The sequence below is a fragment of the Lactobacillus sp. M0396 genome (genome assembly GCF_016101625.1).
Lineage (GTDB): Bacteria > Bacillota > Bacilli > Lactobacillales > Lactobacillaceae > Lactobacillus > Lactobacillus huangpiensis.
This window is the reverse complement of the sequence record NZ_JACFQE010000003.1, coordinates 263,728-288,747: the sequence shown is the minus strand read 5'-3', so window position 1 is coordinate 288,747 and position 25,020 is coordinate 263,728. Positions and strand designations below refer to the sequence as shown.

Sequence of the window (25,020 nt, the reverse complement as noted above, 5' to 3'; positions counted from 1 at the left end):
CCAAGATTCGCATCTCGGATTTATTTGCTTGCGAAATTGACTTCGCTCTTTTGTTTTGGGTTCTCTTAAACCCGCACATTTTTGCGAAAACATTGTTCAGTTTTCAAGGTACTACCTTCTGCTTCTTTAAAACAGCTTTTTTATTTTCCCAGATTCACTCGCTTTTGTCAAGCACTTTTTCTGGGAGCTTTTTGCCGTCTTCCCCCGACAGCGTTTATTATCTTACTAAAGCAGCTCGTTTTTGTCAACTGCTTTTGCTCGATTTTTTTATCGGCCTTAGGGGCCTCTTGCCTTGCGGCTCATTGCCCGACGACAGTTATTAATACTAGCAATTATTTTTGCCTTTTGCAAGTCTTTTTTACAAAAAAATTTAAAGTTTAGTCAGGTTTTTTTATAGATTGCTCAATATGAACCAATAATAAGTGAATACTTTGGTATACATCCCTGATATCATGTCTACACTCATCTACAACCCAATTGAAAACAATAGCATAGATTCCATTTGCTACTAATTCAACTTTACGAACCGAAAATGATCCTCTAGGTCGCATATACTTCTCTATGGCTATAGCATATTCTTTTCGTAAAACACGATAAAATTCTTGTGGGTTTTGCGCAATTCTATTGAGGTTAATATAGAAAGTCTTATTTTCTTTTATTTTCGACAGCATCCTGTAAAACATGCGATCCATCGTTTCACCGTCAATACTTCGTAATGCACGTCTAGTTTGTAAAGCTAAAACCGAAGTAAACAAATCACAAATATTACGGTATTTTCTATAAAAAACTCCACGGTTAATATTCAATTTCTTACAAAATTTAGTGACTGTGTACTTATAGACATTATATTTTGATAGCTCTAACACGAGAACTTGTTCATTCTTTGTTAAACTCATATTAAGTGCTCCTGCTTATAATGCTATAAGTATATCAATAATAGTAACGACAAGCAATATTATCTTGGAAAAAAATGATTTTATTTTTAAAATGCTAAAAAGAACTTAAAACGACAAGATTCTTTAATTTGTATGCAAAATAAAAAGCCAACATCTAAGTGAAATCGTGTGTTAGCTTTCTAGGAATAATTTAAATATAATTTTTATTTTAAGTTAGTCTTGACTATCACGCCTATTTTTTCTTTGTCGTTTAGCTTTTCGAATTTTACTGCGCTGTTCAATTTTATTTTTTTGCGCTCTATCTTGCTGAATAGCTCTTTTAATCTTTTTCTTATAGCCAGGTTTACGTTTTTTCTGCGCTTTTTTTACCATCCCTCTTACCTTATTATCAAGGCCTTGAGAAGTTGATTGTCTTAATTTGCGGTTATGATAATGCGTTCGCGGTACCAGAGAACTATCTTTAATTTCGACAAAATCAAAATGGATCCCCATTTTTTCCAGCTTAAGAATTTGATTCATTTCTTCTTCACGAATTAATGTAATAGCGTGTCCCTTCATCCCATTTCGGCCGGTTCTACCAATACGATGAATCACAAATTCTAATTCACGGGGAATTTCATAATTAATAACTAAGCTGACACCTTCAATATCAATGCCACGTGCAGCTAAATCAGTTGCCACTACATACTGGTATTGTCCGGCTTCTACTTCACGCATTGTTCTTTTACGTTCGCGCTCAGTAATTCCACCATGAATTTTGGCCACTTTTAAGCCTTGATTAATGAGAAATTCTGCTAGTTCATCAACAGTTTGCTTTGTGTTAGCAAAAATTAGTGCTAAATACGGCTGGCCAATTGTTAATAATTGATATAGTATTTTTTCGCGACTTTTTGAGCCAATATCAAGCAAATCGTTTTTGACCGTTGGAGAAATAACGGTAGGATTATCTATGATAATAGTTTCAGGCTTTGCCATGTATTTACGTAAAAAGTTAGCCAACTTAACCGGAATTGTGGCTGAAAAAGCAGTCAAAACACAGTTTTGGGGTAATCTTTGTGCAATAAAATCGATTTCACTCAAAAAGCCCATGTCCAAAGTCATATCAGCCTCATCAATGACAAAGTTTTTGACATAATCTAATGGCAAAATCTTTTTTTCACCAAAATCATGTAGTCTACCGGGAGTAGCAATGATAATTTGCGGTTTATGTCTGCTAATACTTTCAATTTGTCGCTCACGATCGGTACCACCTGCTAATAACGCAATAGACAGGTTTAGATTGGAAGCATCCCTTAATTGGCGGGTTACTTGATACAATTGCTGTGCAAGTTCACGACTAGGCGTAGTCAAAATTGCCTGAGGAAATTGAAGATTCTCGTCAATTTCATTCATAACAGGAATCAAAAAGGCGTGAGTTTTACCCGAACCGGTAACTGCTTGCACTACAGCATTTTTGTGTGCCATTAAAACAGGGATCACTTTTTCCTGCACTTCAGTAGGTTTAACAAAGTTAATCTTTTTTAATCCCTGTCTAATTGCTGGATTTATCTGTTCATTTTCAAAAATATTATTCATGTTCCTCTTGATATTCCTTGGTTACCTGAACTAGTTCTGCGAAAATTTGTTTCACTTCCGCCATGTCTTTTGCGTTAGCTCCACTTGCTAAAGCGTGACCGCCTCCATCATGTTTTGCTGCTAATTCGTTAATTACTGGTCCCTTTGAACGATAATGGACTCTGAATGTACCATCTGGTTTTTCAACAAAAACATTCCAGGCAATGATATCCTTAATTCGACCGGGAGTAGAAACAGTACATGAAGCTTGTTCTGAATCTACACCCAATTTATGCAAAGTATCTTGAGTTAAAATTGCATAGGCTGCACCACTAGCATCGACTTTCATATACGCCAAAACTTCGGCCTGTAATTTTGCCTGTTCGAAGGTAACATCACTGATATTACGCGCAATCTCATTAATATTAATTCCGGTCGCTGCCAATTTAGCCGCAATTTTAAAAGTATGATCTGTTGTTTCAGGATACATAAATCTACCGGTATCACCCACTATTCCAGCATAAAGGGGATAGGCAACTTCTGCAATAAGTGGCATTTTTTCAGTAATAATAAAATCAGCTACAATTTGTGAAGCAGCAGGAGCCTGATCATCAACAAAACTCATTTCAGCGTACGGTTCAACATCGGGATGATGATCAATTTTTATTAAGAAATCACCTTTGCTATATAGTTTATTAGAAATACGGGCTGTATTTCCAGTGTCTGTTGTAATTACAAGAGCTCCTTCATAATCCTGTTCAGTCACTTGATCCATATGATTGATCCATGCTAGATCTCCTTCATCATTTTCACCCGCGCATAAAATACGCTTATTGGGAAATTGCAGCTTTAAAGAACGTGCAAGTCCAGCCTGTGAACCTAAAGCGTCAGGGTCTGGACTAGTGTGTCTATGTAAAATAATGGTGTCATATTGTGTGATTTTTTGATATATTTCGGTAAAAGTATTCATATCTAAACTCCTTTGTTACTTATATAGATTCCAGCCTAATAACAACTTTTTATTGAGTAAACAAATCCAAATCCATATTTTCATAGTCTGCTTCTGTAAAATCTGTAGCTGTCACACCCAAAAGTCTTATTCCATCATTTAAAAATGAACTGGAAATAGGATCAAAAAGTTCTTTAGCAGCATTGTATAGCTCTAATGGATTATTAGTAGCATGATCAAGTTTACGCCTTTTAGTAACAGTCTTGAAGTCACTGTTGCGAATTTTTAAAACAACCGTATTGGCATAAAAATTTCGTTCAATTAGCTTATCAGTCAGATCATTAACATAATTACGCAAATTTGTCAGTGCAGTTTGCTCATTGTAAACACTAGGTTCATAGGATCGTTCAATACCAATAGATTTGCGATTACGCTCATCATCAGGAATTACTCGTGATAAATCAATACCGTTAGCGTGTTCAGCCATTAAGTATCCCATACGGTTGAAGTGTTTTATTAAATCACGAACATGCATTTTTTGCAACCCATGGCCTGTAAAAATGCCCATTTCTGCTAATTTCGCTTGAGTTTTGGGACCGATACCATGAAACTGAGCAATTTTTTGTTTTGCTAAAAATTCCTTGGCTTCATCTGGCAGAATAACAGTGCGCCCGAATGGCTTCGAATACTCAGAACCCATTTTTGCTAAAAATTTGTTATATGTGACGCCAAAAGAACAATTAAGACCAACTTCTTTTTTTATTTTCTTCTGAAGATTAATTGCAATCTGCAATGCAGAGGTTATCCCTAATTTGTTTTCAGTTACATCCAAATATGCTTCATCAAGCGCGATAGATTGGACGTTATCAGTAATTTCATGCATCAACTGATGTATTTCAGCAGAAACACTATGATATTTAGTAAAATTTGGGCTCAAAAATACCAATTTATTTTTCGGTATCAGTCTTAATGCCTTAATCGATGGCATAGCAGAGTGTACACCGTATTGACGAGCGATATAATTAGCTGTTGCAATCACACCATGACCGTGATAATTTCTAGGATCTTGACCAATTACCAGTGCTTTATTTTTTAATTCGGGATTATCGCGTGTTTCTACAGATGCATAAAAAGCATCCATATCAAGATGAATAATTTTTCTATGTGTATCATTTTTAGGCAAAAGGCCATCGTCAAAATTACTCATAAATCCAACGCTCTGTCGGCGACTCAAAAATTTTAGCAGCTGACTTAGGACCCATTCTGTATGGCAAATATTGTTCAGGTTCCTGACCCTGTTCGTTTTCTTTTTGCCATGCTTCTTCAACATGGTCAATAAATTTCCAGTAGTTTTTTAGTTCACTCCAGTGAGTAAAATTAGTTGAATCATTTACAAAAACATCATGCAGTAAACGTTCATACCCATCTGGCACCTGTTTTTGCTCTTCACTTGTAAGTCCGTAGCTTAAATTCTCACGTCTGATTCCAGTTTCATTGATTTTTTTACCGTTAATAGTAATAAAAATCTGCATCTGCGGATCTATAATGATTGAAATATTATTTGAGTGAGCCATGCCATACTGATTCGACATATGCTTTAAAACAATGTCAATCCTATTTTTCTTTTCTCTCATTTCTTTACCAGTTCTAAAATAAATTGGTAAATCTGCCAATGGCCCCTTTTTAAACTTTACTTCACCTGCTACATAGGTTTCCGTATGAGAATCCTCAGCAACATTAGGCTCTTGACGATAGCCAAAGGTAACATCGCTTCCAAGATATTGCCCCCTCACAAAATGCCGCTCAATTTCATCTTCTGTGGGAATTACCATACTATCAAGAAGTTCTTGCTTTGCTTTGTGGATACTTTGCGAAGTTAGATCTTTAGGCTCCGGCATTGCGAGCAACGTAATTATCTGAAAAATATGGTTCTGTACCATATCGCGCAAAGCTCCTGCTGTTTCGTAATAGCCACCTCGAGCCTCAACTCCAAGTTGCTCAGCCAAAGTGACCTGAACGTTTTTAATATTATGATTATTCCAAATATTTTTAATCAATGGATTAGTAAGCCTCATTGGTAAAATGTTCTGAATCATTTCCTTGCCTAAATAATGATCAATCCGAAAGATATCATCTTCAGCAAAAGATGCAGTTATTTGCTTGTTCAACTCTTCTGCCGTGGCAAGATCACGACCAAAAGGCTTTTCAACAACAATGCGGTTAAAACCCGAACTAGTTAAATGTTGATCATTAATATGTTCAGCAATAGTACCAAAGAATTTAGGAGCCATCGCCATGTAGAAAATACGATTTCCCTGTGCACTATATCGATCGTCAAGATCTTGCGCCAAATTTTTCAAGGTTTCATAGTGTTCCACATTTGTCACATCATGAGACTGATAGTAAAAATGACTGGCAAACGCAGCTAAATCATTTTCATCCACTTCATTATGTGTTTCGTGCACAGCGTCACTCACTTGGTCGCGCAAATATTCATGTGACCAGGGACGACGAGCCGTGCCAATTACAGCAAAATTATCGTGAATTAAACCTTGTTCAAATAAATTAAACAGTGCTGGGTATAGCTTCCTATGTGCTAAATCTCCACTACCACCAAAGATAATCATAATTACCGGAATATTATTCATGAAAAAATCCTTTCTGTTACCTTTTTACACTAGCTTTATTTTATACTATTTTGCCGGTAAACTCGCGCTTTGAGCAATATTTGCTGTTTTTGCAAGCTAATTTTAGGTAATAAAAAAGTGCCATTAAGGCACTTAAGTAACTACTTTTATTTTGAATCGTCAGGTGTTTCATCAGATGAACTGGCTGGTCTTTCTTCAGTTGACTTTTCCGCTGGCTTATCTGGTTTCTGATCCGTTGTCGGTTCACTTTGCTCTGATTCTTCAGCTTTATCAGCACTTTCAGAAGTGGCAGCTGGTTCAGCATTAGTCGTATTGTTTGGCAAAATTTGCTGTACTGCCATTCTGCTAAAAGTTAAATAAATCCCATCGGCGTCAAGTACAACAGTTTTATCTTTGGTATTAACTGAATCAATTTTACCGTGAAGACCATCAATCATGATGACGCTGTCACCTTTCTTCAATTGATTCATCATTTCCATTTTCTTTTGTTGTTGCTTTTTTTGGGGTTTGATCATAGTAAAATACATTAAGGCAATCAAAACTACAAAAACTATGATTGTCCACATAGTACTACCTGAATTATTAGCCTGTGCTAAAAATAAATTATTCACTTTTACACTCCTCAAATTAAAATTAATTATTGTCTAAATATTTATTATACAGAAAATAACAAACATTTGCATTACTTGTTTGGCAGCGGCAGTCCCAAATGACTATAAGCCTTCTCTGTTACCATTCTTCCTCTAGGTGTCATTAACAGAAAACCATTCTGCATCAAATAAGGTTCGTAAAGAGATTGAATTGTTTCTACATCTTCACCAGTATTAGCAGCTAGTGTCCTAATTCCTACAGGACCACCATGATATTTTTCAATAATTACACGCAAAATTTTACGATCAGTCTGATCAAGACCCTCATCATCAACTTGCAATTGCCGTAAAGAATCTGTCGTAGTTTTATAAGAAATTATTTCTTCTCCTTTAACTTGTGCAAAATCACGCACTCTTCTCAATAAACGGTTGGCTACACGTGGTGTGCCCCTCGATCTGCGAGCTAATTCATGTGCGGCCTGGGGGTCAATTTGAATGTTAAAAACTTTGCTAGAACGAGAAATGATTTTTTCAAGTTCATCAACAGTATAATACTGCAGATGTTCAACAATACCAAAACGTCCACGCAATGGTGCAGACAATTGCCCGGCTAAAGTAGTTGCACCAACTAAAGTAAACGGTGGCAAGGGAACATGTACTGCATGGGTAGTTTGACCTTCACCAATTACGATATCAACATAATAATCTTCCATAGCAGAGTAAAGAACTTCTTCAATTGGCTTTGCCAAGCGATGGATTTCATCAATAAATAAAATATCACCAGGATCCAGATCGGTTAATAAAGCAACCAAATCACCAGCTTTTTCAATGGCTGGACCACTAGTGCTCTTTAAATGAACACCTAGTTCATTCGCTATCACAAAGGCTAAGGTAGTTTTACCCAATCCCGGAGGGCCATAAAGCAGAACATGATCAAGAGCCTCATCCCTTTTTTTAGCAGCTTTAATATAAACTGCCATTTCTTTTTTGACACGATTTTGACCTAAATATTCCTTTAAAGTTTGAGGACGTAAAGGAAACTCAGCTTGCTTTTCTTCCTGTCCCTGGTTCTCTCCAGAAACAATACTGTTATCGTCTTCTGCCACCTGTTTCACTTCCCTTTAAAACATTAATTTTATTATAACAAGATTTACTTCTTTAAGAGAAGAGCCAGTCCTTTTTTAATGTACTGATCTGCTGTTGTCTTTTCCTCTTCTATTAAAGCCGGTGTAATCCTATCTACTTCTTTTTTAGTATAACCTAATGCCAATAATGCCAATAATGCATCATTTAATTCTGGAGTTATTTCTGCTAAAGCTTCTTTATTTACTTTCTTGACATAGTCTCCTAATTTACCTTTTAAATCAAGGACAATTTGTGAAGCCGTTTTTTTGCCTACACCAGGAAAACGAGTTAGGTATTTCACCTCACCCTGTTCAATTGCTTCTGCTAGAGAATTACTGTCTTCAGCAGCCATAATTGCTAAAGCAGACTTTGGTCCGATACCACTGACACTTAAAAGTTTTAAAAACAATCCTTTATCATCTTCAGTCTGGAAACCATATAAGGTAACTCCAGTATCTCGCACAATTTGTTCTATAAAAACTCGAGCTTTTTGTCCCTCTTGGTATGCATATGGTGAGGGACTAAAAACCTTGTAGCCGACTCCATTTACGTCAACTACTATAAAATCTGGCTTAACTATTGCAATAATGCCATTCAAATATTCATACATTTTTATTAATCTTTCTTAAACATTTTGCTTAAATCATTCTTCTTTAGTCGCACAATTACCAAATTGCCCTTTGCATCATGATATGGATCAGAAACTTGCCTTAAATTTGTCAAAATTTCGCCACAATCTGCAGAAGTCAGTTTTTTACGTCCCGAAACTTCCCTTTGAGCCTGATCTGCTGCTATCCTTTTAATTAAATTTTGAGAATTGCTATCATCTATGTTCAAAAAGGTGTCTAAAATTATACGTACGGAATGTTCGACGTCTTCGCCCAACCAAGTGGGATAAGACCTCAATATAAAGGTATCTTGTCCAAAATCTTCCAAGAAAATACCAATTTTTTTAATATCTGCCAACTTATCTTTTATTTGTAAAAAATCCAGATTGCCAAATTCCAAAATTAAAGGACTCAATAAACCTTGCTGGCTGATTTTAGAACTAGACAATTCGAGTATAATCTTTTTAAAAGAAAGCAGTCTTCTGGCAGCAACTTGATCAATTAAATATAGGTCATCATTACTTGCAGCTATAATATAAACTTTAGTCTGACCTACAAAACTTAGCTCTGGTAAACTACTTGCCAGTAATTCATCCCCTGTAGAAATCAGTCCGCTATTAGATTGTTTACTGGTAAAAGGGGTCAATTGACATTGCTTTTTTACATTATCCGTCCAAGTTGCAGTAATCAGATAACGATCATCATCTCGTGGAGTATCTAAATTCACATACTGTGTATGTTGAATATGCTGAATTTTTTCAGGTACTGCTTCATTAATTTGGTCAGTTTGAGTTTCAGGTCTTTTAGTTTCAACCACGTTTTTATTTAAATTAAATTTTAACTGATCAACTAAAGTATCCTCTGTAGCATTATTCAAATTGCTGATAGCATCAGATTTTCTTTCATTCTTCAAGAGCACACTGCTGATTGCATTTGTTATTAAACGGCTTAATTCAGTTTCTTTGGATAAACGTACTTCTCTTTTTGTGGGATGCACGTTAACATCTACCAAAAGCGGATCAGTTTTTATCTTAACAACAGCTATAGGATAATGTTTATCAGCAAGGTTATTGCCATAGCCATCCAGTACTGCACTGGCTAATTTGAAATTCCTAATGTAACGGCCATTAAGCAAAATCGAAATAAAATTACGTGTAGATCTGGTAAGTTCAGGGTTAGAAATTAAGCCGCTTACTTCAAAGTCATTATCACTACCGTTAAAAGACAGCATTTTTTCAGCAATATTTCTGCCATAAACACTAGAAACTGTTTGTCGTAAATTATTATTGCCGGCAGTTCTTAATAATATTCGACCTTCGTTCATCAACGTAAATGCAATTTCGGGATAACCTAACGCAATCCGATTAACAATATCAACGATTTTCATAATTTCAGTTCTCGGACTACGTAAATATTTTAATCTCGCAGGTGTGTTGTAAAATAAGTCTTTAACAGTAATCTGTGTGCCCTTTCTCGCAGCCGCATTTTCCTGTATTTTCTTAACTCCACCTAAGAACTCAGCACGTGTACCTATTTCTCCAGAAGAATTAGTTAAAATTTCAACGTGACTTACTGCAGCAATCGAAGCTAAGGCCTCGCCTCTAAAACCCAATGTGTTAACGTTAAATAAATCACGCTCGTTTGCTATTTTGCTAGTTGCATGCCTGGTAAAAACAAGATCAATTTGATCGTTATCAATTCCGGAGCCGTTATCTTGAACCACAATTTGCTTCAATCCGGCATCAATAAAGTCTATTCTAATTCTATTGCTGCCCGCATCAATTGCATTTTCAACCAGTTCTTTTACCACACTGGCAGGTCGTTCAATTACTTCTCCAGCTGCAATCTGATTAGACAGATTGGTCGAAAGCTCATGTATTTTTGCCATGACTAGTTTTCATCCTTTAAATCTTCCTGCCAGTTTTCGACTAGTTGCATCACTTGCAGTGGCGTCTGATCAGCCAAATAAATATTAGAAATTTCATCTAAGATATCTTTTTCTTTATCAGTCAATTCATCTTTAGAATCTGAAGGTGTTTCAACAGACTCAGATTCTTCTGTTGCGGTTGCGGAACTAAACAAATCTAATTGCGTAGAAGCCGGACCTAAATTACTTCCTTGAGCTTCAAGCCTATTAAGCAATTTGGTAGCTTTTCGTAATACTTTTCTCGGCAACCCGGCAAGTTGAGCAACGTGAATACCATAACTTTGATCAGCAGGTCCGGGTAAAATTTTATGAAGAAAAATTAATTTACCGTTTTCTTCAGTTGCTCCCACATGAATATTCTTTAAATGAGGCAATGTCTGTTCCATTGCTGTTAGCTCATGGAAGTGAGTCGCAAATAAAACTTTAGCACCAACCTCATCATGTAAATACTGGACAATTGCTCCAGCCAAAGCCATGCCGTCATAGGTTGCTGTTCCTCGACCAATTTCATCAAATAATACTAGACTCCGCTTGGTTGCATGCTGTAGTGCGTCGTTGGCTTCAGTCATTTCGACCATAAAAGTACTTTGTCCTGAAATCAAATCATCTGCTGCACCAATACGAGTAAAAATTTGATCAAAAATAGGCAGATCTGCACTATCGGCAGGCACAAATGACCCGATTTGAGCCATCACAGCAATAAGTGCCATCTGCCTCATATAAGTGCTTTTTCCGGACATATTAGGACCGGTTATCAGAAAAATGTCTGTATTTTCTGTTAATTTTACATCATTAGGAATAAACGACCCTGCCTTCATCACTTGTTCAACTACAGGGTGTCTTCCCATAATAACCTTAACATCCTGATTATCAGTATGAAATTGTGGTCTACAATAATTGTTGTCCTCGGCAACTTGTGCAAAAGCACAAAAAACGTCAAGTTTAGCTACTTGTCCACCTAACTTTTGCAATGCCGGAATGTATTTTTTGACTTCTTCTCTTAGTTTCACAAACAAATCATATTCTAAATCCGTCGATTTGGTTTGTGCTTCTAAAATAAGGTTTTCATGCTCTTTAAGTTCAGGTGTGATATATCGCTCAGCATTGGTCAAAGTTTGTTTACGGGTATAACGATCTAAAGGTACTTTGCTTTTATTCGAGTTTGTAACTTGAATGTAATATCCAAAAACCTTGTTGTAGCCTACTTTTAAATTTTCAATTCCTGTTTTGGTTCGTTCATCTTGCTCCATTTCGGTCAGCCATCTTTTACCATTATTCATGGCATCTCGGTAACGATCCAGTTGATTATCAACGCCATCTTTGATTAACCCGCCCTCAGTTGTCAGAACCGGTGGCTGATCAACAATAGTATCAGTAATTAATTTAGCAATACCCTTTAACGGATCAATTTGTCTTGCAAAATTTTGCAAATTTTTATTATCCGCCTTTTGCATTTCAGCCAAAATTGTTGGTACTGCATTGAGAGAATGTGCCAACTGCAATAATTCTCGCGCATTGACACTGCCAAAAGCAATTCGACCAGTTAAGCGTTCCAGGTCATAAACCCCTTTAAGAGCATCATTAATATTTTCCCGAGTAAAATATTCATCAATTAATGCTTGCACCATTTCCTGCCGTTTATTTAACTGTTCAACAGACAAGAGTGGTCGAGCCAGCCATTGTTTTAACAGCCGTCCGCCCATTGCAGTGTGAGTTTTATCCAAAACCCAAAAAAGTGAACCCATTTTCTTACCTGTTTTAGCAGATGCTGTTAATTCTAAGTTATCTCGCACAGTATGAGACATTTGTAAATACTGATTGACTTCATAACTTTGGGCTACTTGCAAATGAGCTAAACTTCGGCGCTGGGTCTGCAATAAATAACCTACTAATTGTCTAACAGCTGCCTTTTCGGCAGAATTAGTTAAATTTTGTTCAGCAAAGGAAATCTCCGCATGTTTGCCAGTTAATGCAACAGGCTCTGATACGGTAATATTTGCTTTATGAAAAAAATCACTATCCTTGTCATTTAAATGTCCATTAAAAACAACTTCGCGAGTTCGCAGAGAAAGCAACTCATTTGAAACGGCAGCAAAACTCTTTAAATGTGTGGCATAAATTTCACCGGTAGATAAGTCACTGTATGCAAGTCCAAAGCAGCTTTTGGTAGTCACAACCGATGTAAGATAATTTGATTCTTTAGCTTCACTAGGTTTGTCATTCATCAAGGTTCCGGGAGTCACAAGTTGAATTATACCCCGTTTAACCATCCCTTTAGCTTGTTTAGGATCTTCGAGCTGTTCACACAAAGCTACCTTGTAGCCTTTTTCAACCAAAGTATCTACATAGGATTGAACCGCTACATGCGGAACTCCTGCCATTGGAACAGGATTTTCGGTTTTATTAGATCTGTGAGTCAAAGTTAATTCTAAAATTTGAGCACCTTTGATTGCATCATCTTCAAATAATTCGTAAAAATCACCTACCCGATAAAAAAGGAAAGCATCGGGATATTGCTTTTTAATTTCGTGATATTGCTCCATCATCGGAGTCAGGTTTGTTTGCGCCATTATTCCCCTTCTTTTCTGCATTACTGTTATTATTATACGCTAAACTTCTTGTTAAAAGAAAAAAGACCGCAAGTAAAACGATCTCTTTTCACAATATGCTTTTTAGTTGCAATAAATGCTTTCTGCTTAAAAAATTTAAGCAATGTGTCCTTCAATACTCTGTAAATCCTTTTTGCCATCCATTTTCACAATAGCGGTAATTGCAGCAGTAATGCCTCTAACATCATCTGTTAAATTAAGACATGGAGTTTCAGGTTTAGCAACAACTTGCTCAGGTAAATATGGAATATGCATAAATCCAGCTTTTAAATCATGAAATTCCTTATCAATCATATACTGCACTTGATACATAATATGATTGCAGACAAAAGTTCCTGCAGTTGTTGAAACAGAGCTTGGCAATCCAATTTCACGAATTGCTCGTGCCATGGCCTTAACAGGAAGTTGTGTAAAATATGCGTTTTGACCATCTTCATGAATAGGACTAGCAATAGGTTGATAGCCTTTATTATCAGCAATACGTCCATCATCAAAATTGATAGCTACGCGTTCTGGAGTCAAAGCATAACGACCACCAGCTTGACCGATATTTAAAACATAATCTGGTTTTTCCTTAAGAATAGCCTCATGAACCACTTCTGCACAGTCACCAAAAACTGTTGGTATTTCAAGTTTCACGATTTTTGCACCTGCAATTTCATTGTCCAGTCTTTTAACTGCTTCAATTGCAGGATTAATCTTATCCTCGCCAAAGGGATCAAAACCTGTTACAAGAATTTTCATTATATTTTCTCCTTACTATCTAAAATGCTAAAAAGTACATTAAAATAATTTGAATGAGCAACATGCTAATTGCAATCGGAAATTGTTGTTTGATCACACCTAATTGATCTTTCATTTCCATTAATGCAACTGGCAAAGTATTGAAATTGGCTGCCATTGGAGTAAGCAGTGTGCCACAATACCCCGATGTCATTCCCAATGCTGCAACTACAATCGGTGAACCACCTTGAGCCACAACGAAAGGTATACCAATCCCTGCTGTAATAACAGCAAAAGCAGCAAATGCATTACCCATAATTGCTGTAAATAATGCCATAGCAATACAATAAAGCGCAACTCCTAATAAGTGGTTTCCAATAGGAAAAAGACCAGAAATAGCCTTGGCAGTCACTTGTCCTACACCTGAAGCTGTAAATACAACGCCCAAAGTAGCGAGTAATTGTGGTAAAATTCCGGCAGAGCCGACAGAACGCACCATTCTTTGTGTATCTTCGTAGACTACTTTGGTATTCGATCTAGTCAAAATTTGTGCAACAACAAGTGAAACAATAGCTGCTACACCGATACCTACTTGACCACCTAAATTAGTAAATTGGGCTATGACCAAAGCTAAAACTGCCAGCAGGATACTTGGTAAGAAAATCCAGTTGCCAATGCGTTTAACCGTTTTTTGAGCAACTTTTTCATCTAAATCCTTTATGTGTCCTACACGCACTTGTTTAAACAAAGATAATAAAGCAATGATCAGGATAATGCCACCATTAATTGCATTTGGCAACCACTGTCCAGCACAGAAAAGCACAGCAAACAAAAGCCAAAATATTCCAGTACCCCAGCGGACTGGATTAGATTGATCACGCCAAGATTCAATAGCAGCAGCGAGGAAAAAAAGGCCAATTAAAATATAGAATGCAAGTAAAATATTATTAATTAAAGTTTCCATTATTTCTCCTATTTTTCTTTCTTCTTCATTAGCTTTTGGTCAAATGCGTGATTGTAGAACAAGCATAAAATATAGCTAATAATTGCGACTGGGAAGGTATATAAAACTATTCCAGATGGATCTACAGGATGACCGAGCGATTTCATTGTACTTGCAATAAGTAAAACACTTGAGGAAGCCACAAACAGGTTTTGCGCAAAGAAATTACCAAAATTTTCTGTTGCAGCAGCTCTTCCTTTAATTTGGTCTACTTCTAGAGGTGTCAATTCGCTATTAACCTTACCGGCCGCTTGCGCCATTGGATTAATCAATGGCGCAATAAACTGGACGTGTCCTTGTAATGAAATACCAAAGGCACCGGCAATTTCACGAATGGCCTGATAAATATCGAATATACGACCAGGTGTCAGTTTTTTCATTTTTTTAATTAAATTAACAGCGGCTTGTTTTAAACCATGTCTTTCTAAAATTCCAATAGTTGGTAAAGTGAGAAAGAAAAGAGAAACCATTCTGTTATCCATAAATCCTTTACCTAGAATTCTCAAAAATGAGGTAAAATCTATTCCTGAAACTAATGCCGTAACTAAAGCAGAAATTACGACTACAGCTATTGTATCAAGCCCCAAAGCAAACCCTAACACTATAACAACAATACCCAACAAACTTAAATATTCCACTAATGTTCCTTTCTAGTGAATAATCTTAACCAAGATAAACTAAAAATGAATTGTAACAAAAAAATCCCACTAGCAAGCCCCACAGGATTGCTAGTAGGATTTATTAATTAACTAATAAAAACTAAATTACATCACACCTGGATTGCCAGCACCTGCAGCATTTGGATCAGCAGCAGGTTTATCTTCTGGTATCTCGGCAACAACTGCTTCAGTAGTTAGGAGCAAAGCGGCAATTGAAGCAGCATTTTGTAAAGCAGTACGGGTTACCTTGGTTGGGTCAATAATTCCGGCTTTAACCATGTTTTCCCATTTGCCATTAGCTGCGTTATAACCGACTTCGTTATCTTGTCCTTCAAGTTTGTTCAAGATAACCGAACCGTCTTCACCAGCGTTGTCAGCAATTTGACGGACTGGAGCAGTCAATGCCTCTAAAACAATGTTGATACCAGTTTGTTCGTCAGCATTATCACCTTTAAGATCCTTAACAGCATCCTTAACGTCTACTAATGCTGTACCACCACCGGCAACATAACCTTCGTCAACGGCTGCACGAGTGGAGTTCAAAGCATCTTCAATGCGGTATCTGCGTTCTTTCAATTCAGTTTCAGTAGCAGCACCAACATGAATAACAGCGACACCACCTGTTAATTTAGCTAGACGTTCTTGCAATTTCTTCTTATCGAAGTCAGAGGTAGTCTCTTCAATTTGCTTTCTAATTGAATCTTCACGGTCTTTAATTGCTTCATCAGAACCAGAACCATCAACAATAGTAGTTGAATCCTTAGTTACAGTTATGCGACGAGCTTGACCTAACTGATCAATCTTAGTGTCCTTCAATTCAAGACCTAAGTCATCAGTAATTACTGTACCACCAGTTAAAGCGGCAATATCTTGCAATTGTTCTTTACGACGATCACCAAAACCAGGAGCTTTAACAGCAACAACGTTAAAGGTACCACGAATCTTGTTCAAAACCAAAGTTGGTAATGCTTCACCAGAAACATCATCTGCAATAATCAGCAATGATTTGCCTTGTTGCACAATTTCTTGTAACAATGGCAAAATGTCTTGAATGTTAGAAATCTTCTTATCAGTGATTAAAATGTATGGATTGTCAAGATCTGCTTCCATCTTGTCATTATCAGTTACCATGTATTGTGAAAGGTAGCCACGGTCAAATTGCATACCTTCGACTACTGATAACTCGGTTTCAATACCACGTGAATCTTCAATAGTAATAACACCATCATTACCAACTTTTTCCATTGCGTCAGCGATCAGGTCGCCAACTTCTTTTGAAGCTGAAGATACTGAAGCTACTTGAGCAATTTGGTCTTTTGAAGAAACAGTATGACTAATCTTATGTAATTCTTTAACTACGGCTTTAGTAGCTTTTTCAATACCGCGGCGAACTCCTACAGGGTTAGCACCAGCAGTCACGTTCTTCATACCTTCACGAATAATTGCTTGAGTTAAAACAACAGCAGTAGTTGTACCGTCACCAGCTATGTCATTAGTCTTTTGTGCTGCTTCGGCAACTAACTTAGCACCCATATTCTCATAGTGGTCTTTTAATTCAATTGCCTTTGCAATTGTCACACCATCATTAGTAATGTCCGGGTTGCCATATGATTGCTCCAAAACAACATTTCTGCCCTTAGGACCAATAGTTGCTTTAACAGTATCAGCTAATTTGTCAACGCCCTTTAACAGGGAACGTCTTGCTTTTTCTGAAAATTTAATTTCTTTTGCCATATTTTTATGCGCTCCTTAATTACTTAACAATTGCTAAAATATCTTTTTCATGAAGGACTAAATACTTTTCGTCATCGTATTTGACATCAGTGCCTGAATATTTGTCATATAAAACAACGTCACCCTTTTTGACAGTCATAGGAATTTTACTGCCATTTTCGGCATAACTACCTTCACCAACAGCAACAACTTCACCTTCTGTTGGCTTTTGTTTAGCATTAGAAGCCAGGACGATTCCGCCTACAGTTTTCTCTTCTTCTTCTTTAACTTTAACGATCACGCGATCACCAATTGGTTGTAACACGTTTGTCCCTCCTAAAATTAAATTATTAATCTATTTTACGTGTCATTAGCACTCTTATTCATCAAGTGCTAACTTACATTTATGATAATAACCCCTTTTCATAAAAAATGCAAGAAAAAATTAGCACTTTGAGTAAAAAAGTGCTAATCGTATTTTTATGCCTACTTTTTCTTATCTGAGTCAAGGAAGTAAATTAGAGTTTGTAATTCCGTTGCTAAATCAACGTTCTGAATTCTAATACCACTTGGAGCAGACAAACGAATTGGCGTGAAATTCATAATTCCTCGAATACCAGCTTCAACCATATCATCAGCTGTCCTTTGTGCTGTCGTGGAAGGAACAGTCAAAATTGCAATAGAAATCTGTTGGTCACTAAGCTGTTTTTTTAGTTCACTCATGTCATAAACAGGGACACCACTGAGAATCTTGCCTGTAATTTTATCATCAATATCAAAAGCACATGAAATACGAATATTGTTTGTGCGTTTGAAATTATAGTTTAATAAAGCATGGCCTAAATTACCAACGCCAACCAGGGCAACATTTGTTAAAGTATCTTGATTTAAAATCTTTTTAAAAAAGGAAAGCAAACTTTTTACATCATAACCATAGCCACGTTTTCCCAATGCACCAAAGTATGAAAAATCACGTCTGATTGAAGCACTATCTACTTGAACAGCCTCAGATAATTCAGTTGAGGATACCTTTTCTTTACCAGCCTCATTTAAAATTATCAGGTAGCGGTAATATAGCGGCAATCTTTTAGCCGTAGCCGTGGGTATTTTGATTTTTTCCATTTAAAAAGCCTCCAACTTGATTAAGTATATATTTTGTTTTGTGAATTTTTCAGCAATCACTACTATTTTATCTATAAATTTGCGCCATTTGCAAACATTTTTTTCACAATCTATCAAATTTTAGCATAATAGTAACAGGTTTGATAATAGAAATTTATTTTTTTACTCTTTTAATTAAAAAATGCTTCTTTTTTACATTTATTTCCTATATTTATCAATCAAACTCTCCCACAAGAATTTTGCTACGTATGCTAAAATGGTTTCTAGGTGAAAAATTATGATAATTGCTCAAGGACACGATTTAGAAAAACAATTCGGTGCCAACACATTATTTAAAAACGTCAATTTTTCAATTGACTCAAATGCAAGAATAGGTCTCATTGGACCCAATGGTGTCGGTAAAACGACTTTGCTTAAAATTATGACTGGCGAAGAAGAAGCCACACATGGTGACTTTACAATCAATAAAAATATAGATGTTGGCTATATTGCTCAAGAAAATGATTTAAATGAAAATAAAACTATTTGGGATGAAATGCTGTCTGTTTTTACTCCCCTAATTAATATGGGTAAAAAGATAAGGGATTTACAAGAAGAAATGTCTGCAAATCCGCAAAAAAAGGACCTGCTAAAACAATATGACCAGTTGCAATACAGCTTCGAACAACAAGGTGGATACACCTACCAGGCCGATATCAAAAGTATTTTGAACGGATTTAATTTTCCTGAAGCAACTTGGACTAAAAAGGTTGGCAGCCTTTCCGGCGGAGAAAAAACGCGGCTTTCTTTTGTTAAGTTGTTATTGCGCAAACCCCCATTATTACTGCTTGATGAACCTACCAACTATCTGGATTTAGACACTCTAGACTGGCTTGAAAGCTATCTTAAAAACTATTCTGGTGCTATTTTGGTAGTTTCCCATGATCAATATTTTTTGGATAATTTAGCAACACAAATTTTTGAATTACAATTTGGCAAATTAACTGTATTTAAAGGAAATTATTCTGCCTATCTCTCTGAACGTCAATTACGTGACCGTCAACAAGAAGAAGCATACGAAAAGCAACAAGAAAAAATCAAAAAAGACGAAGAATTTATTCAAAAAAATATTGTAAGAGCTAAAACTACTAAGAGAGCACAAAGTCGGCGCAAGCAACTGGAAAAAATGGAACGAATTAGTCCGCCCAAGCACAAAAACAAAGTCAGAATTAATTTTCAAAGTGAGCGACCATCTGGTAAAGAAGTGCTAATTTTACGTGATTTAACTATTGGCTATCCCACAAAAACAATGGTTCACGGTATTTCTCTGCAAATTAATAAAGGTGACCGTGTAGCCGTTATTGGTCAAAATGGTATTGGTAAATCAACTTTACTAAAAACCGTTATGAAGGAGTTAAAACCGAAAAAAGGTTCAATCAAATATGGAGCTTCGTTAGACATCGGCTACTATGATCAAGAACTGCAAGGGCTTGATCCAGGTAAAACTGTAATCGATACAGTTTGGGACCGTCATAAAACAATGCCTGAAAAAGATGTGAGGTCGATTTTAGCCAGTTTCTTATTCACAGCAAAAGATATTGGTAAAACTGTAGGTCAACTTTCCGGTGGTCAAAAAGCGAGATTAACCCTAACAGTTTTGTCGCTTGAGCATAATAATTTTTTATTGATGGATGAACCCACAAACCACTTGGATCTCGAAGCCAAGGAGGTTTTAGAACAGGCACTACAGAACTATGATGGTACTTTACTTTTCGTTTCTCACGACCGCTATTTCATCAATCAGTTAGCAAATAAGATTGTAGAAATTAAAAACGGTGTTGCTCAAGTATATGAAGGTGATTATAGTTATTATCTAGATGAAAAGAATAAGCAAGACTTAGCCTCCGAAAATGAATCATCTGAGAATAGAGAAATAGTAGAACCTGAACAAAATAAAAATAAATTGTCCTATCAGGAGCAAAAGTTGCGCGATTCACAAAAGCGTAAATTGCAAAGAGAAGTTGAAAATACCGAAAATAAAATTGAAAAGTTGGAAAAAGAGCAAAAAGATATTCAATCTCAAATGGCTGATCCAGCAATTGCAACTAATTTTGACAAATTAGGTCCCTTGCAAGAACAGCTTAGCGCAGTACAAAAACAACTGGACGATGCAAATGATGCATGGGAAAGTGCATTGAATAAACTGGATAGCTTTGACTAAAATAATATATTATTAAGTTAACACAACTCCAAAATAAGATTAACTAGCCTTTTATCTACCGTTTCTATTCTTAGCTAGTGCTAGATTTTTTTATTAACTATTAATAAAATTTTCTTTTTATTTATAAATACGTAATAATTATAAGACGCAAAAAAGATCTTTATACTATTGCTTTTAAAATTGTAGTTGTTTAAACTTAAAGATAATAATTTTACTGGCTCTATCAAAAATAAATTGAGAGGTACACATGGAAAAATTACGCACTGCTCTTTAATTATTAATTAATTAAGGAGGAATAAAAATGAAATATATAGCTGACAAAAATATCGCTATGGAACAACTTATAAATTTATACACAAGCGTAGGTTGGAGTTCCTATACGCAAAATCCTCGGCAGCTGCAAAAGGCAGTTGTAAATTCGCTTTTTGCTATTGGCGCTTATGATCAAAACCAGTTAGTAGGATTAATCAGAGTAGTTGGTGATGGTCTGACCATCATTTATATCCAAGATTTACTTGTTAATCCTGCTTATCAAAGACAAGGAATTGGTACGAAATTAATAAACAGCGTGCTAAAGAAATATAATTCTGTCAGACAGAAAGTTTTGTTGACAGAAAATACCGTTAAAACGCGCAGGTTTTATGAGAGTTGTAATTTTAATCCGTGTGACAAATACAACTTGATTGCTTTCTACAAAGATTTTTAAGAGATAATAAGGAGTCTGGAAAAAAACTATCTTTTCCCAGACTCCTTTGCTCAATATTTTATCTTTTAGTTTTAAGAAGAACTCACACCAATCTAGTTGACTTTATCATGGTAGGTACCTTATTACCTGATTAGAATAGATAACACTGTAACATTAAAATTTACACAGCAAGTTAAGATATTATTGAATATTAAATCTGTATATATTTATTTAATCAAAATGGGAAACTCTTTTGAAATGAGTTTCCCATTTTGTAATGACGAGAATGTTATTGCTTGTTATATATTTTTACACTTAGTTTTAAAAGACTTTTGAGTAAGCATAATTTAAATAAATAAATGAACGATCTAAAGTCATGATAACACTAATTAGAAGTAAAAATATTAATTTAAGAAATATAAAATTTTATTCTTTATATTTTATATGACTGGACAGTAAAATCATAATAATAATTATTAAAATTGAACAGCACAGCGTTAAAAGCCCTGTCGTATAGTTCAACTGCACATTTTGATAATTCATTCCTAAATTGCCAGATACTATGTCAACTGCGTTCAGGTAAGTCATTGGCAACCAGGCGGAGATCTTACGCAACGGCTCAACTATCATAGTTGCAATGTTGAGCCCTGGGACAAGTAGAATAGCGATAAGTAATGCTGGTAATTTATCACGAAAAATTTGGGCAAGGAACTGAACTAAGACAACATCGAAGATCAAGGTAAGTGCCTGCAATACAATTACTTTAATAATAAAGCTGCCAGTAGTTACACATTTAATAAGAGGACCACTAACTGTATATTGAACTACGATATAAGGGAAGGATAAACTACCAGTACCAGAAATAAGGGAAGCTACAATAAATAATACCAAGTTAATCCCTAAAAAACTAACAAGAGTCAGGACTATTCCTGCTATTGTATTCGAAATCATTAAATTATTTTTTTCAAGTGGTAATAACTGCGCCGTATCTAACTTTTGATGGTAAGAATCAGTTAAAGACAAAGTTAATAAAAACAGAGCAACAAGAGTAAATACGTAAGGCAAATATTGCTGATGTAATTGCAGTAAGAATTGCCAGCCTGTTACTGGCATATCCTGACTTTCATAAGGCAAAGGCTCATGGCGTAAGTAGTTAAAGAATTGCAGTTTTTTCTCTACATTTGTCCTTGAATTAAGGCCTGTTGAATCTTGGTCATTTGATGTAATAGTTTGTTCTTGCTTTTTTTGTTGCCACATAATCGTGTAGGCTTTGCGCCAGTTGCCTTTATTTGCCGCTTTTTGAACTTGTTTATCTTGCTTAACTGCATCTTGGTTTTGCTTAATAGCAGCTTTAGTATCATGGTAAACTTCAGTTTTTGATTTTTGTTTATCATGTTTAAGTAATCTTTGCTGCCGGTTAATTTCTTTTTGGCGGTAAGCAATCTCTGATTTAGCCCCCGCCTGCAAGGAAAATTGGGGATTAGTACGAATATTCATGAATAAGACAATACCCATCAATAAGAGCAAAATTGCTAAGCAAACTGGGGTTAGCTTATTCTTAAATACTTTTTTAAGCTGAAAAGCCAAATAGGACATTATGCCAATCTCCCATTTCTATGTGCAATAGTTGTAATGCGATCAATTAAAAGTACCAGCAAGAATAATAATATAGAACTTAGTATTAAGGTAAACACACCATTTGAAAAGTTAATCGCGGAGTTATCCATTGCATAGGCTGTTTGGTTTGATACAACATTTAAAACTCCTAAATAAGTACCAGGAAGCCACTGCGCAATCTTCTCCAACGGAATAATAAAAATTGTAATAAAATGACCTCCTAATAAAAGCAATAGCGAAACTAACAGAGTCGGTAACTGGTTATGAAAGATTTTAGCAGCCAGCTGCACAAACAAAACCATAAATATGAAATTTAAGAGCTGCAGTATAGCTGCTTGGGGCAACAATTTGGCGGTCGGAATAATTCCTGGCACCAAGTGGTCGTTAACCAGATGGTGAATGATGTAAGGATAGTCACTGCGACCAGTACCAAAAATGCTCGTTGCTCCACCGAAAACTAATAAGTTTAGTAATAGAAAAATAAAGCTGACAACTAATAGCCCAACAATATTATTAGTCAGGGTACTTTGCAAGCGATTAATTGGCAAGACAGTCGAAATGTTAAGACCATTTTTATAAGAACCAGTAAATAAATAAGTCAAAACAAAAATCATTACTAAACTAAATAAGACGGGCAAATAGTTTTCATTCAAATCTAATAGAAACTGTATCCCGGTGACTGCGCTATCGCTTTCATAAGGCATAGGGTGAGCTATGAGATACTTTAAACGCAGTATTACACTTTTATGTCCATCTTTTTCATCCGAACTTAGATCAGTCAATTTGCCTTTTTGATCCCTTTTTAATTTGGTCTTATAAACTCGCTTCCAGTGATTGTGATTAATATTATCAACAAAGGCCTGATCTTTTTTTAATTCCTTTTCAGTTTGTTTAATATCTTTTTCAGTGGCCTTGTATAATTTTCCTTGCGGTGAATATCGTTTGAGTGCTCGACGATCCGCTTGTAAGGCTTCCTCTTTCATGGCAATCTGTCCTTGAGCATCTCCTTTTAAAGAACCAGTACCACTGAGTTGCGTAGACTTCATGTATAGTAAGCCAAAAGAAATTAATAATAAAATAACCACTGAAATAATTGATAGATTGTGTTTAGTAACTTTTTTAAGTTGCAATGAAAAATATGAGATCATTAGTCTACCTCGTGCATCATTTGTTTTTGTAAAACGAGGCGGTGTAAGTTATTCACTTTAATCTCGCTGCTATAATGAGAGGTTAGGATAATACATTTATTACGCTGAGTCACCTCATCATTTAGCCTTTCATAAAGAACTGTGCGACTTTCTTCATCAAGACCGTTAGTGATCTCGTCCATCAAGTAATATTCAGCGTCACTAACTAAGTACATGGCCACAATCAATTTTTGCTTCATTCCAAGCGAATACTTTTTAATCGGGACTTTGACATACTCACGTACACCCAGCAAATCAAGTTCTTGATCAAGGTCGACATTTGAATGCCATTGGCTTTTCACGAATTTTAAGTAATCAAGGCTAGTTAAATTGGCGTTCAACCATTCATTGCTTTCAAAGAAAAAAAGCTTACGCTTATTTTTGGCATATGGTTTTCCGTCTAATAAGACTTTACCAGAAGAAACTGGAATAAGATCCGTAACAGCACGCAAGAAACTTGTTTTACCAGAACCGTTTTCTGCAGCAATTTGATAAAATTGACCAGGTGCAAATTGATAAGAAAAATCATGCAGGATTGGCTGCCTGGTTTTGAGTGATAGGTTTTGTACTGTTAGCATCATAGTCTCCTCTTTTGAGTGGTGAATTAAGTTGAAATGATAGAATACTATATCAGGATATCATTGAATTATATCAATTTCATTGTTTTTTGATTAGTAGTTTAAACATTTCCTCTATTTATTTGTAGGAACTTGGTTATATTTGAGTTTTATTAATAGTTCATCTTTATAAAATTCATAATCAAAATGATTATCAAATTTTGTATTTCTTGAACTTATTTTTTTGATTTCTTATTTTACCTGTTTGACTTTATTATAATCTGGTAGGAAAACTAAATTAAAAAATGTCATATATGATTTTTGAAGTGACCCCCAAATTTAAAACAAATTTGGGGGGGTCATTTTATGACTAAATTATCTAAACAAGATAAAATTCAAATCTTTTTCAGAGTTTTGATAATAGGCTTCATTAATTAGTTGATTAAATTCTGCTTCTTCTCAATAAAAGGACTGATCACGCTCATTTAGTAATTGATACATAAATTTAATGTTTAAAATAGTTTATCTTAAAACGTATAATGATAAAAAAGGGTCTAAGAAAAACTAGCCCCCCTGACTTAATAAAACTAAAGCCGACAAACCACTTTTTTAGTGATTCGCCGGCTCTTTTAGTAAGATCACTGACCT

22 protein-coding genes are annotated in these 25,020 nt (G+C 35.6%); 3 read left to right on the top strand and 19 right to left on the bottom strand.

The annotated features are described in order from the left end of the window. Positions 1 to 323, top strand: a 323-nt coding sequence (locus tag H3T43_RS09435) for a hypothetical protein (RefSeq protein ID WP_232350275.1), incomplete at its 5' end; no start/stop codon positions are given. A gap of 54 nt (positions 324 to 377) precedes the next feature. Here H3T43_RS09435 and H3T43_RS05585 read toward each other — a convergent pair. From H3T43_RS05585 to H3T43_RS05510, 16 genes are all read right to left on the bottom strand, one after another. Beyond that, positions 378 to 896, bottom strand: a complete 519-nt coding sequence (locus tag H3T43_RS05585; protein WP_198213190.1) for a TetR/AcrR family transcriptional regulator — start codon at positions 894 to 896, stop codon at positions 378 to 380. A gap of 213 nt (positions 897 to 1,109) precedes the next feature. Further along, the gene (locus tag H3T43_RS05580) at positions 1,110 to 2,471 is read right to left on the bottom strand and encodes a DEAD/DEAH box helicase (protein WP_198213188.1); all 1,362 of its coding nucleotides are present in this window, start codon (positions 2,469 to 2,471) and stop codon (positions 1,110 to 1,112) included. Then, positions 2,464 to 3,420: a bifunctional oligoribonuclease/PAP phosphatase NrnA gene (locus H3T43_RS05575; protein ID WP_198213186.1), complete on the bottom strand. Its 957-nt coding sequence runs from the start codon at positions 3,418 to 3,420 to the stop codon at positions 2,464 to 2,466. Before H3T43_RS05575 ends, H3T43_RS05580 begins: the two co-directional genes overlap by 8 nt. 49 nt (positions 3,421 to 3,469) lie before the next feature. After that, complete coding sequence (dinB, locus tag H3T43_RS05570; protein WP_198213184.1) at positions 3,470 to 4,606, bottom strand: DNA polymerase IV; 1,137 nt, start codon at positions 4,604 to 4,606, stop codon at positions 3,470 to 3,472. Further along, entirely contained in the window at positions 4,599 to 6,047 is a 1,449-nt protein-coding gene (gene zwf / locus H3T43_RS05565) for a glucose-6-phosphate dehydrogenase (RefSeq protein ID WP_187160591.1), read from the bottom strand. Before zwf ends, dinB begins: the two co-directional genes overlap by 8 nt. A gap of 146 nt (positions 6,048 to 6,193) precedes the next feature. Then, positions 6,194 to 6,658 (bottom strand): preprotein translocase subunit YajC, encoded by a 465-nt coding sequence (yajC, locus tag H3T43_RS05560; protein ID WP_198213182.1) that lies wholly within the window; start codon positions 6,656 to 6,658, stop codon positions 6,194 to 6,196. Positions 6,659 to 6,729: 71 nt separating this feature from the next. After that, positions 6,730 to 7,752: a Holliday junction branch migration DNA helicase RuvB gene (gene ruvB, locus H3T43_RS05555; protein WP_370520787.1), complete on the bottom strand. Its 1,023-nt coding sequence runs from the start codon at positions 7,750 to 7,752 to the stop codon at positions 6,730 to 6,732. 35 nt (positions 7,753 to 7,787) lie between these two features. Then, positions 7,788 to 8,372 carry a Holliday junction branch migration protein RuvA gene (gene ruvA, locus H3T43_RS05550; protein ID WP_198213178.1) on the bottom strand — a complete coding sequence of 195 codons (585 nt, stop codon included), beginning with the start codon at positions 8,370 to 8,372 and terminating at the stop codon, positions 7,788 to 7,790. Between the two features lie 5 nt (positions 8,373 to 8,377). After that, on the bottom strand, positions 8,378 to 10,258 hold the full coding sequence (gene mutL, locus H3T43_RS05545) for a DNA mismatch repair endonuclease MutL (RefSeq protein ID WP_198213176.1): 1,881 nt from the start codon (positions 10,256 to 10,258) through the stop codon (positions 8,378 to 8,380). Positions 10,259 to 10,260: 2 nt separating this feature from the next. Next, on the bottom strand, positions 10,261 to 12,843 hold the full coding sequence (gene mutS / locus H3T43_RS05540; protein WP_198213211.1) for a DNA mismatch repair protein MutS: 2,583 nt from the start codon (positions 12,841 to 12,843) through the stop codon (positions 10,261 to 10,263). Between the two features lie 159 nt (positions 12,844 to 13,002). Then, positions 13,003 to 13,650 (bottom strand): pyroglutamyl-peptidase I, encoded by a 648-nt coding sequence (gene pcp, locus H3T43_RS05535; protein WP_198213174.1) that lies wholly within the window; start codon positions 13,648 to 13,650, stop codon positions 13,003 to 13,005. Positions 13,651 to 13,669: 19 nt separating this feature from the next. Then, positions 13,670 to 14,593, bottom strand: a complete 924-nt coding sequence (locus tag H3T43_RS05530) for a DUF979 domain-containing protein (RefSeq protein ID WP_198213172.1) — start codon at positions 14,591 to 14,593, stop codon at positions 13,670 to 13,672. An 8-nt stretch (positions 14,594 to 14,601) separates the two neighbouring features. Next, a complete protein-coding gene (locus tag H3T43_RS05525) occupies positions 14,602 to 15,270 on the bottom strand; it encodes a DUF969 domain-containing protein (RefSeq protein ID WP_198213170.1) in 669 nt (222 codons plus the stop codon). Positions 15,271 to 15,396: 126 nt separating this feature from the next. Then, a complete protein-coding gene (groL, locus tag H3T43_RS05520; RefSeq protein WP_198213168.1) occupies positions 15,397 to 17,025 on the bottom strand; it encodes a chaperonin GroEL in 1,629 nt (542 codons plus the stop codon). A 19-nt stretch (positions 17,026 to 17,044) separates the two neighbouring features. Continuing rightward, on the bottom strand, positions 17,045 to 17,329 hold the full coding sequence (groES, locus tag H3T43_RS05515) for a co-chaperone GroES (RefSeq protein WP_034980276.1): 285 nt from the start codon (positions 17,327 to 17,329) through the stop codon (positions 17,045 to 17,047). A 161-nt stretch (positions 17,330 to 17,490) separates the two neighbouring features. Further along, on the bottom strand, positions 17,491 to 18,126 hold the full coding sequence (locus H3T43_RS05510) for a redox-sensing transcriptional repressor Rex (protein ID WP_034980278.1): 636 nt from the start codon (positions 18,124 to 18,126) through the stop codon (positions 17,491 to 17,493). Positions 18,127 to 18,403: 277 nt separating this feature from the next. On the opposite strand from H3T43_RS05510, the gene H3T43_RS05505 reads away from it, so the two are divergent. Continuing rightward, positions 18,404 to 20,326 (top strand): ABC-F family ATP-binding cassette domain-containing protein, encoded by a 1,923-nt coding sequence (locus H3T43_RS05505; RefSeq protein ID WP_198213166.1) that lies wholly within the window; start codon positions 18,404 to 18,406, stop codon positions 20,324 to 20,326. A gap of 301 nt (positions 20,327 to 20,627) precedes the next feature. Next, complete coding sequence (locus H3T43_RS05500) at positions 20,628 to 21,032, top strand: GNAT family N-acetyltransferase (RefSeq protein ID WP_198213165.1); 405 nt, start codon at positions 20,628 to 20,630, stop codon at positions 21,030 to 21,032. 405 nt (positions 21,033 to 21,437) lie between these two features. On the opposite strand, the gene H3T43_RS05495 is transcribed toward H3T43_RS05500, so the two are convergent. From H3T43_RS05495 to H3T43_RS05485, 3 genes are read right to left on the bottom strand one after another with little or no spacing between them, the layout of a single operon-like run. Continuing rightward, positions 21,438 to 22,607, bottom strand: coding sequence for a hypothetical protein (locus H3T43_RS05495; RefSeq protein ID WP_198213164.1), 1,170 nt, complete (start codon positions 22,605 to 22,607; stop codon positions 21,438 to 21,440). Then, positions 22,607 to 23,776, bottom strand: a complete 1,170-nt coding sequence (locus tag H3T43_RS05490; RefSeq protein WP_198213163.1) for a hypothetical protein — start codon at positions 23,774 to 23,776, stop codon at positions 22,607 to 22,609. Before H3T43_RS05490 ends, H3T43_RS05495 begins: the two co-directional genes overlap by 1 nt. Beyond that, positions 23,776 to 24,396, bottom strand: a complete 621-nt coding sequence (locus H3T43_RS05485) for an ABC transporter ATP-binding protein (RefSeq protein ID WP_223896459.1) — start codon at positions 24,394 to 24,396, stop codon at positions 23,776 to 23,778. The genes H3T43_RS05490 and H3T43_RS05485 overlap by 1 nt, the downstream gene beginning before the upstream one ends. Between the last annotated feature and the right edge of the window lie 624 nt (positions 24,397 to 25,020).

Coding starts and splice junctions, on each gene's coding strand:
- H3T43_RS05585 (WP_198213190.1), bottom strand. CDS start 896: ATGAGTTTAACAAAGAATGAACAAGTTCTCGTGTTAGAGCTATCAAAA.
- H3T43_RS05580 (WP_198213188.1), bottom strand. CDS start 2,471: ATGAATAATATTTTTGAAAATGAACAGATAAATCCAGCAATTAGACAG.
- H3T43_RS05575 (WP_198213186.1), bottom strand. CDS start 3,420: ATGAATACTTTTACCGAAATATATCAAAAAATCACACAATATGACACC.
- dinB (WP_198213184.1), bottom strand. CDS start 4,606: ATGAGTAATTTTGACGATGGCCTTTTGCCTAAAAATGATACACATAGA.
- zwf (WP_187160591.1), bottom strand. CDS start 6,047: ATGAATAATATTCCGGTAATTATGATTATCTTTGGTGGTAGTGGAGAT.
- ruvA (WP_198213178.1), bottom strand. CDS start 8,372: ATGTATGAATATTTGAATGGCATTATTGCAATAGTTAAGCCAGATTTT.
- mutL (WP_198213176.1), bottom strand. CDS start 10,258: ATGGCAAAAATACATGAGCTTTCGACCAATCTGTCTAATCAGATTGCA.
- mutS (WP_198213211.1), bottom strand. CDS start 12,843: ATGATGGAGCAATATCACGAAATTAAAAAGCAATATCCCGATGCTTTC.
- pcp (WP_198213174.1), bottom strand. CDS start 13,650: ATGAAAATTCTTGTAACAGGTTTTGATCCCTTTGGCGAGGATAAGATT.
- H3T43_RS05530 (WP_198213172.1), bottom strand. CDS start 14,593: ATGGAAACTTTAATTAATAATATTTTACTTGCATTCTATATTTTAATT.
- groL (WP_198213168.1), bottom strand. CDS start 17,025: ATGGCAAAAGAAATTAAATTTTCAGAAAAAGCAAGACGTTCCCTGTTA.
- H3T43_RS05510 (WP_034980278.1), bottom strand. CDS start 18,126: ATGGAAAAAATCAAAATACCCACGGCTACGGCTAAAAGATTGCCGCTA.
- H3T43_RS05505 (WP_198213166.1), top strand. CDS start 18,404: ATGATAATTGCTCAAGGACACGATTTAGAAAAACAATTCGGTGCCAAC.
- H3T43_RS05500 (WP_198213165.1), top strand. CDS start 20,628: ATGAAATATATAGCTGACAAAAATATCGCTATGGAACAACTTATAAAT.
- H3T43_RS05495 (WP_198213164.1), bottom strand. CDS start 22,607: ATGTCCTATTTGGCTTTTCAGCTTAAAAAAGTATTTAAGAATAAGCTA.
- H3T43_RS05490 (WP_198213163.1), bottom strand. CDS start 23,776: ATGATCTCATATTTTTCATTGCAACTTAAAAAAGTTACTAAACACAAT.
- H3T43_RS05485 (WP_223896459.1), bottom strand. CDS start 24,396: ATGATGCTAACAGTACAAAACCTATCACTCAAAACCAGGCAGCCAATC.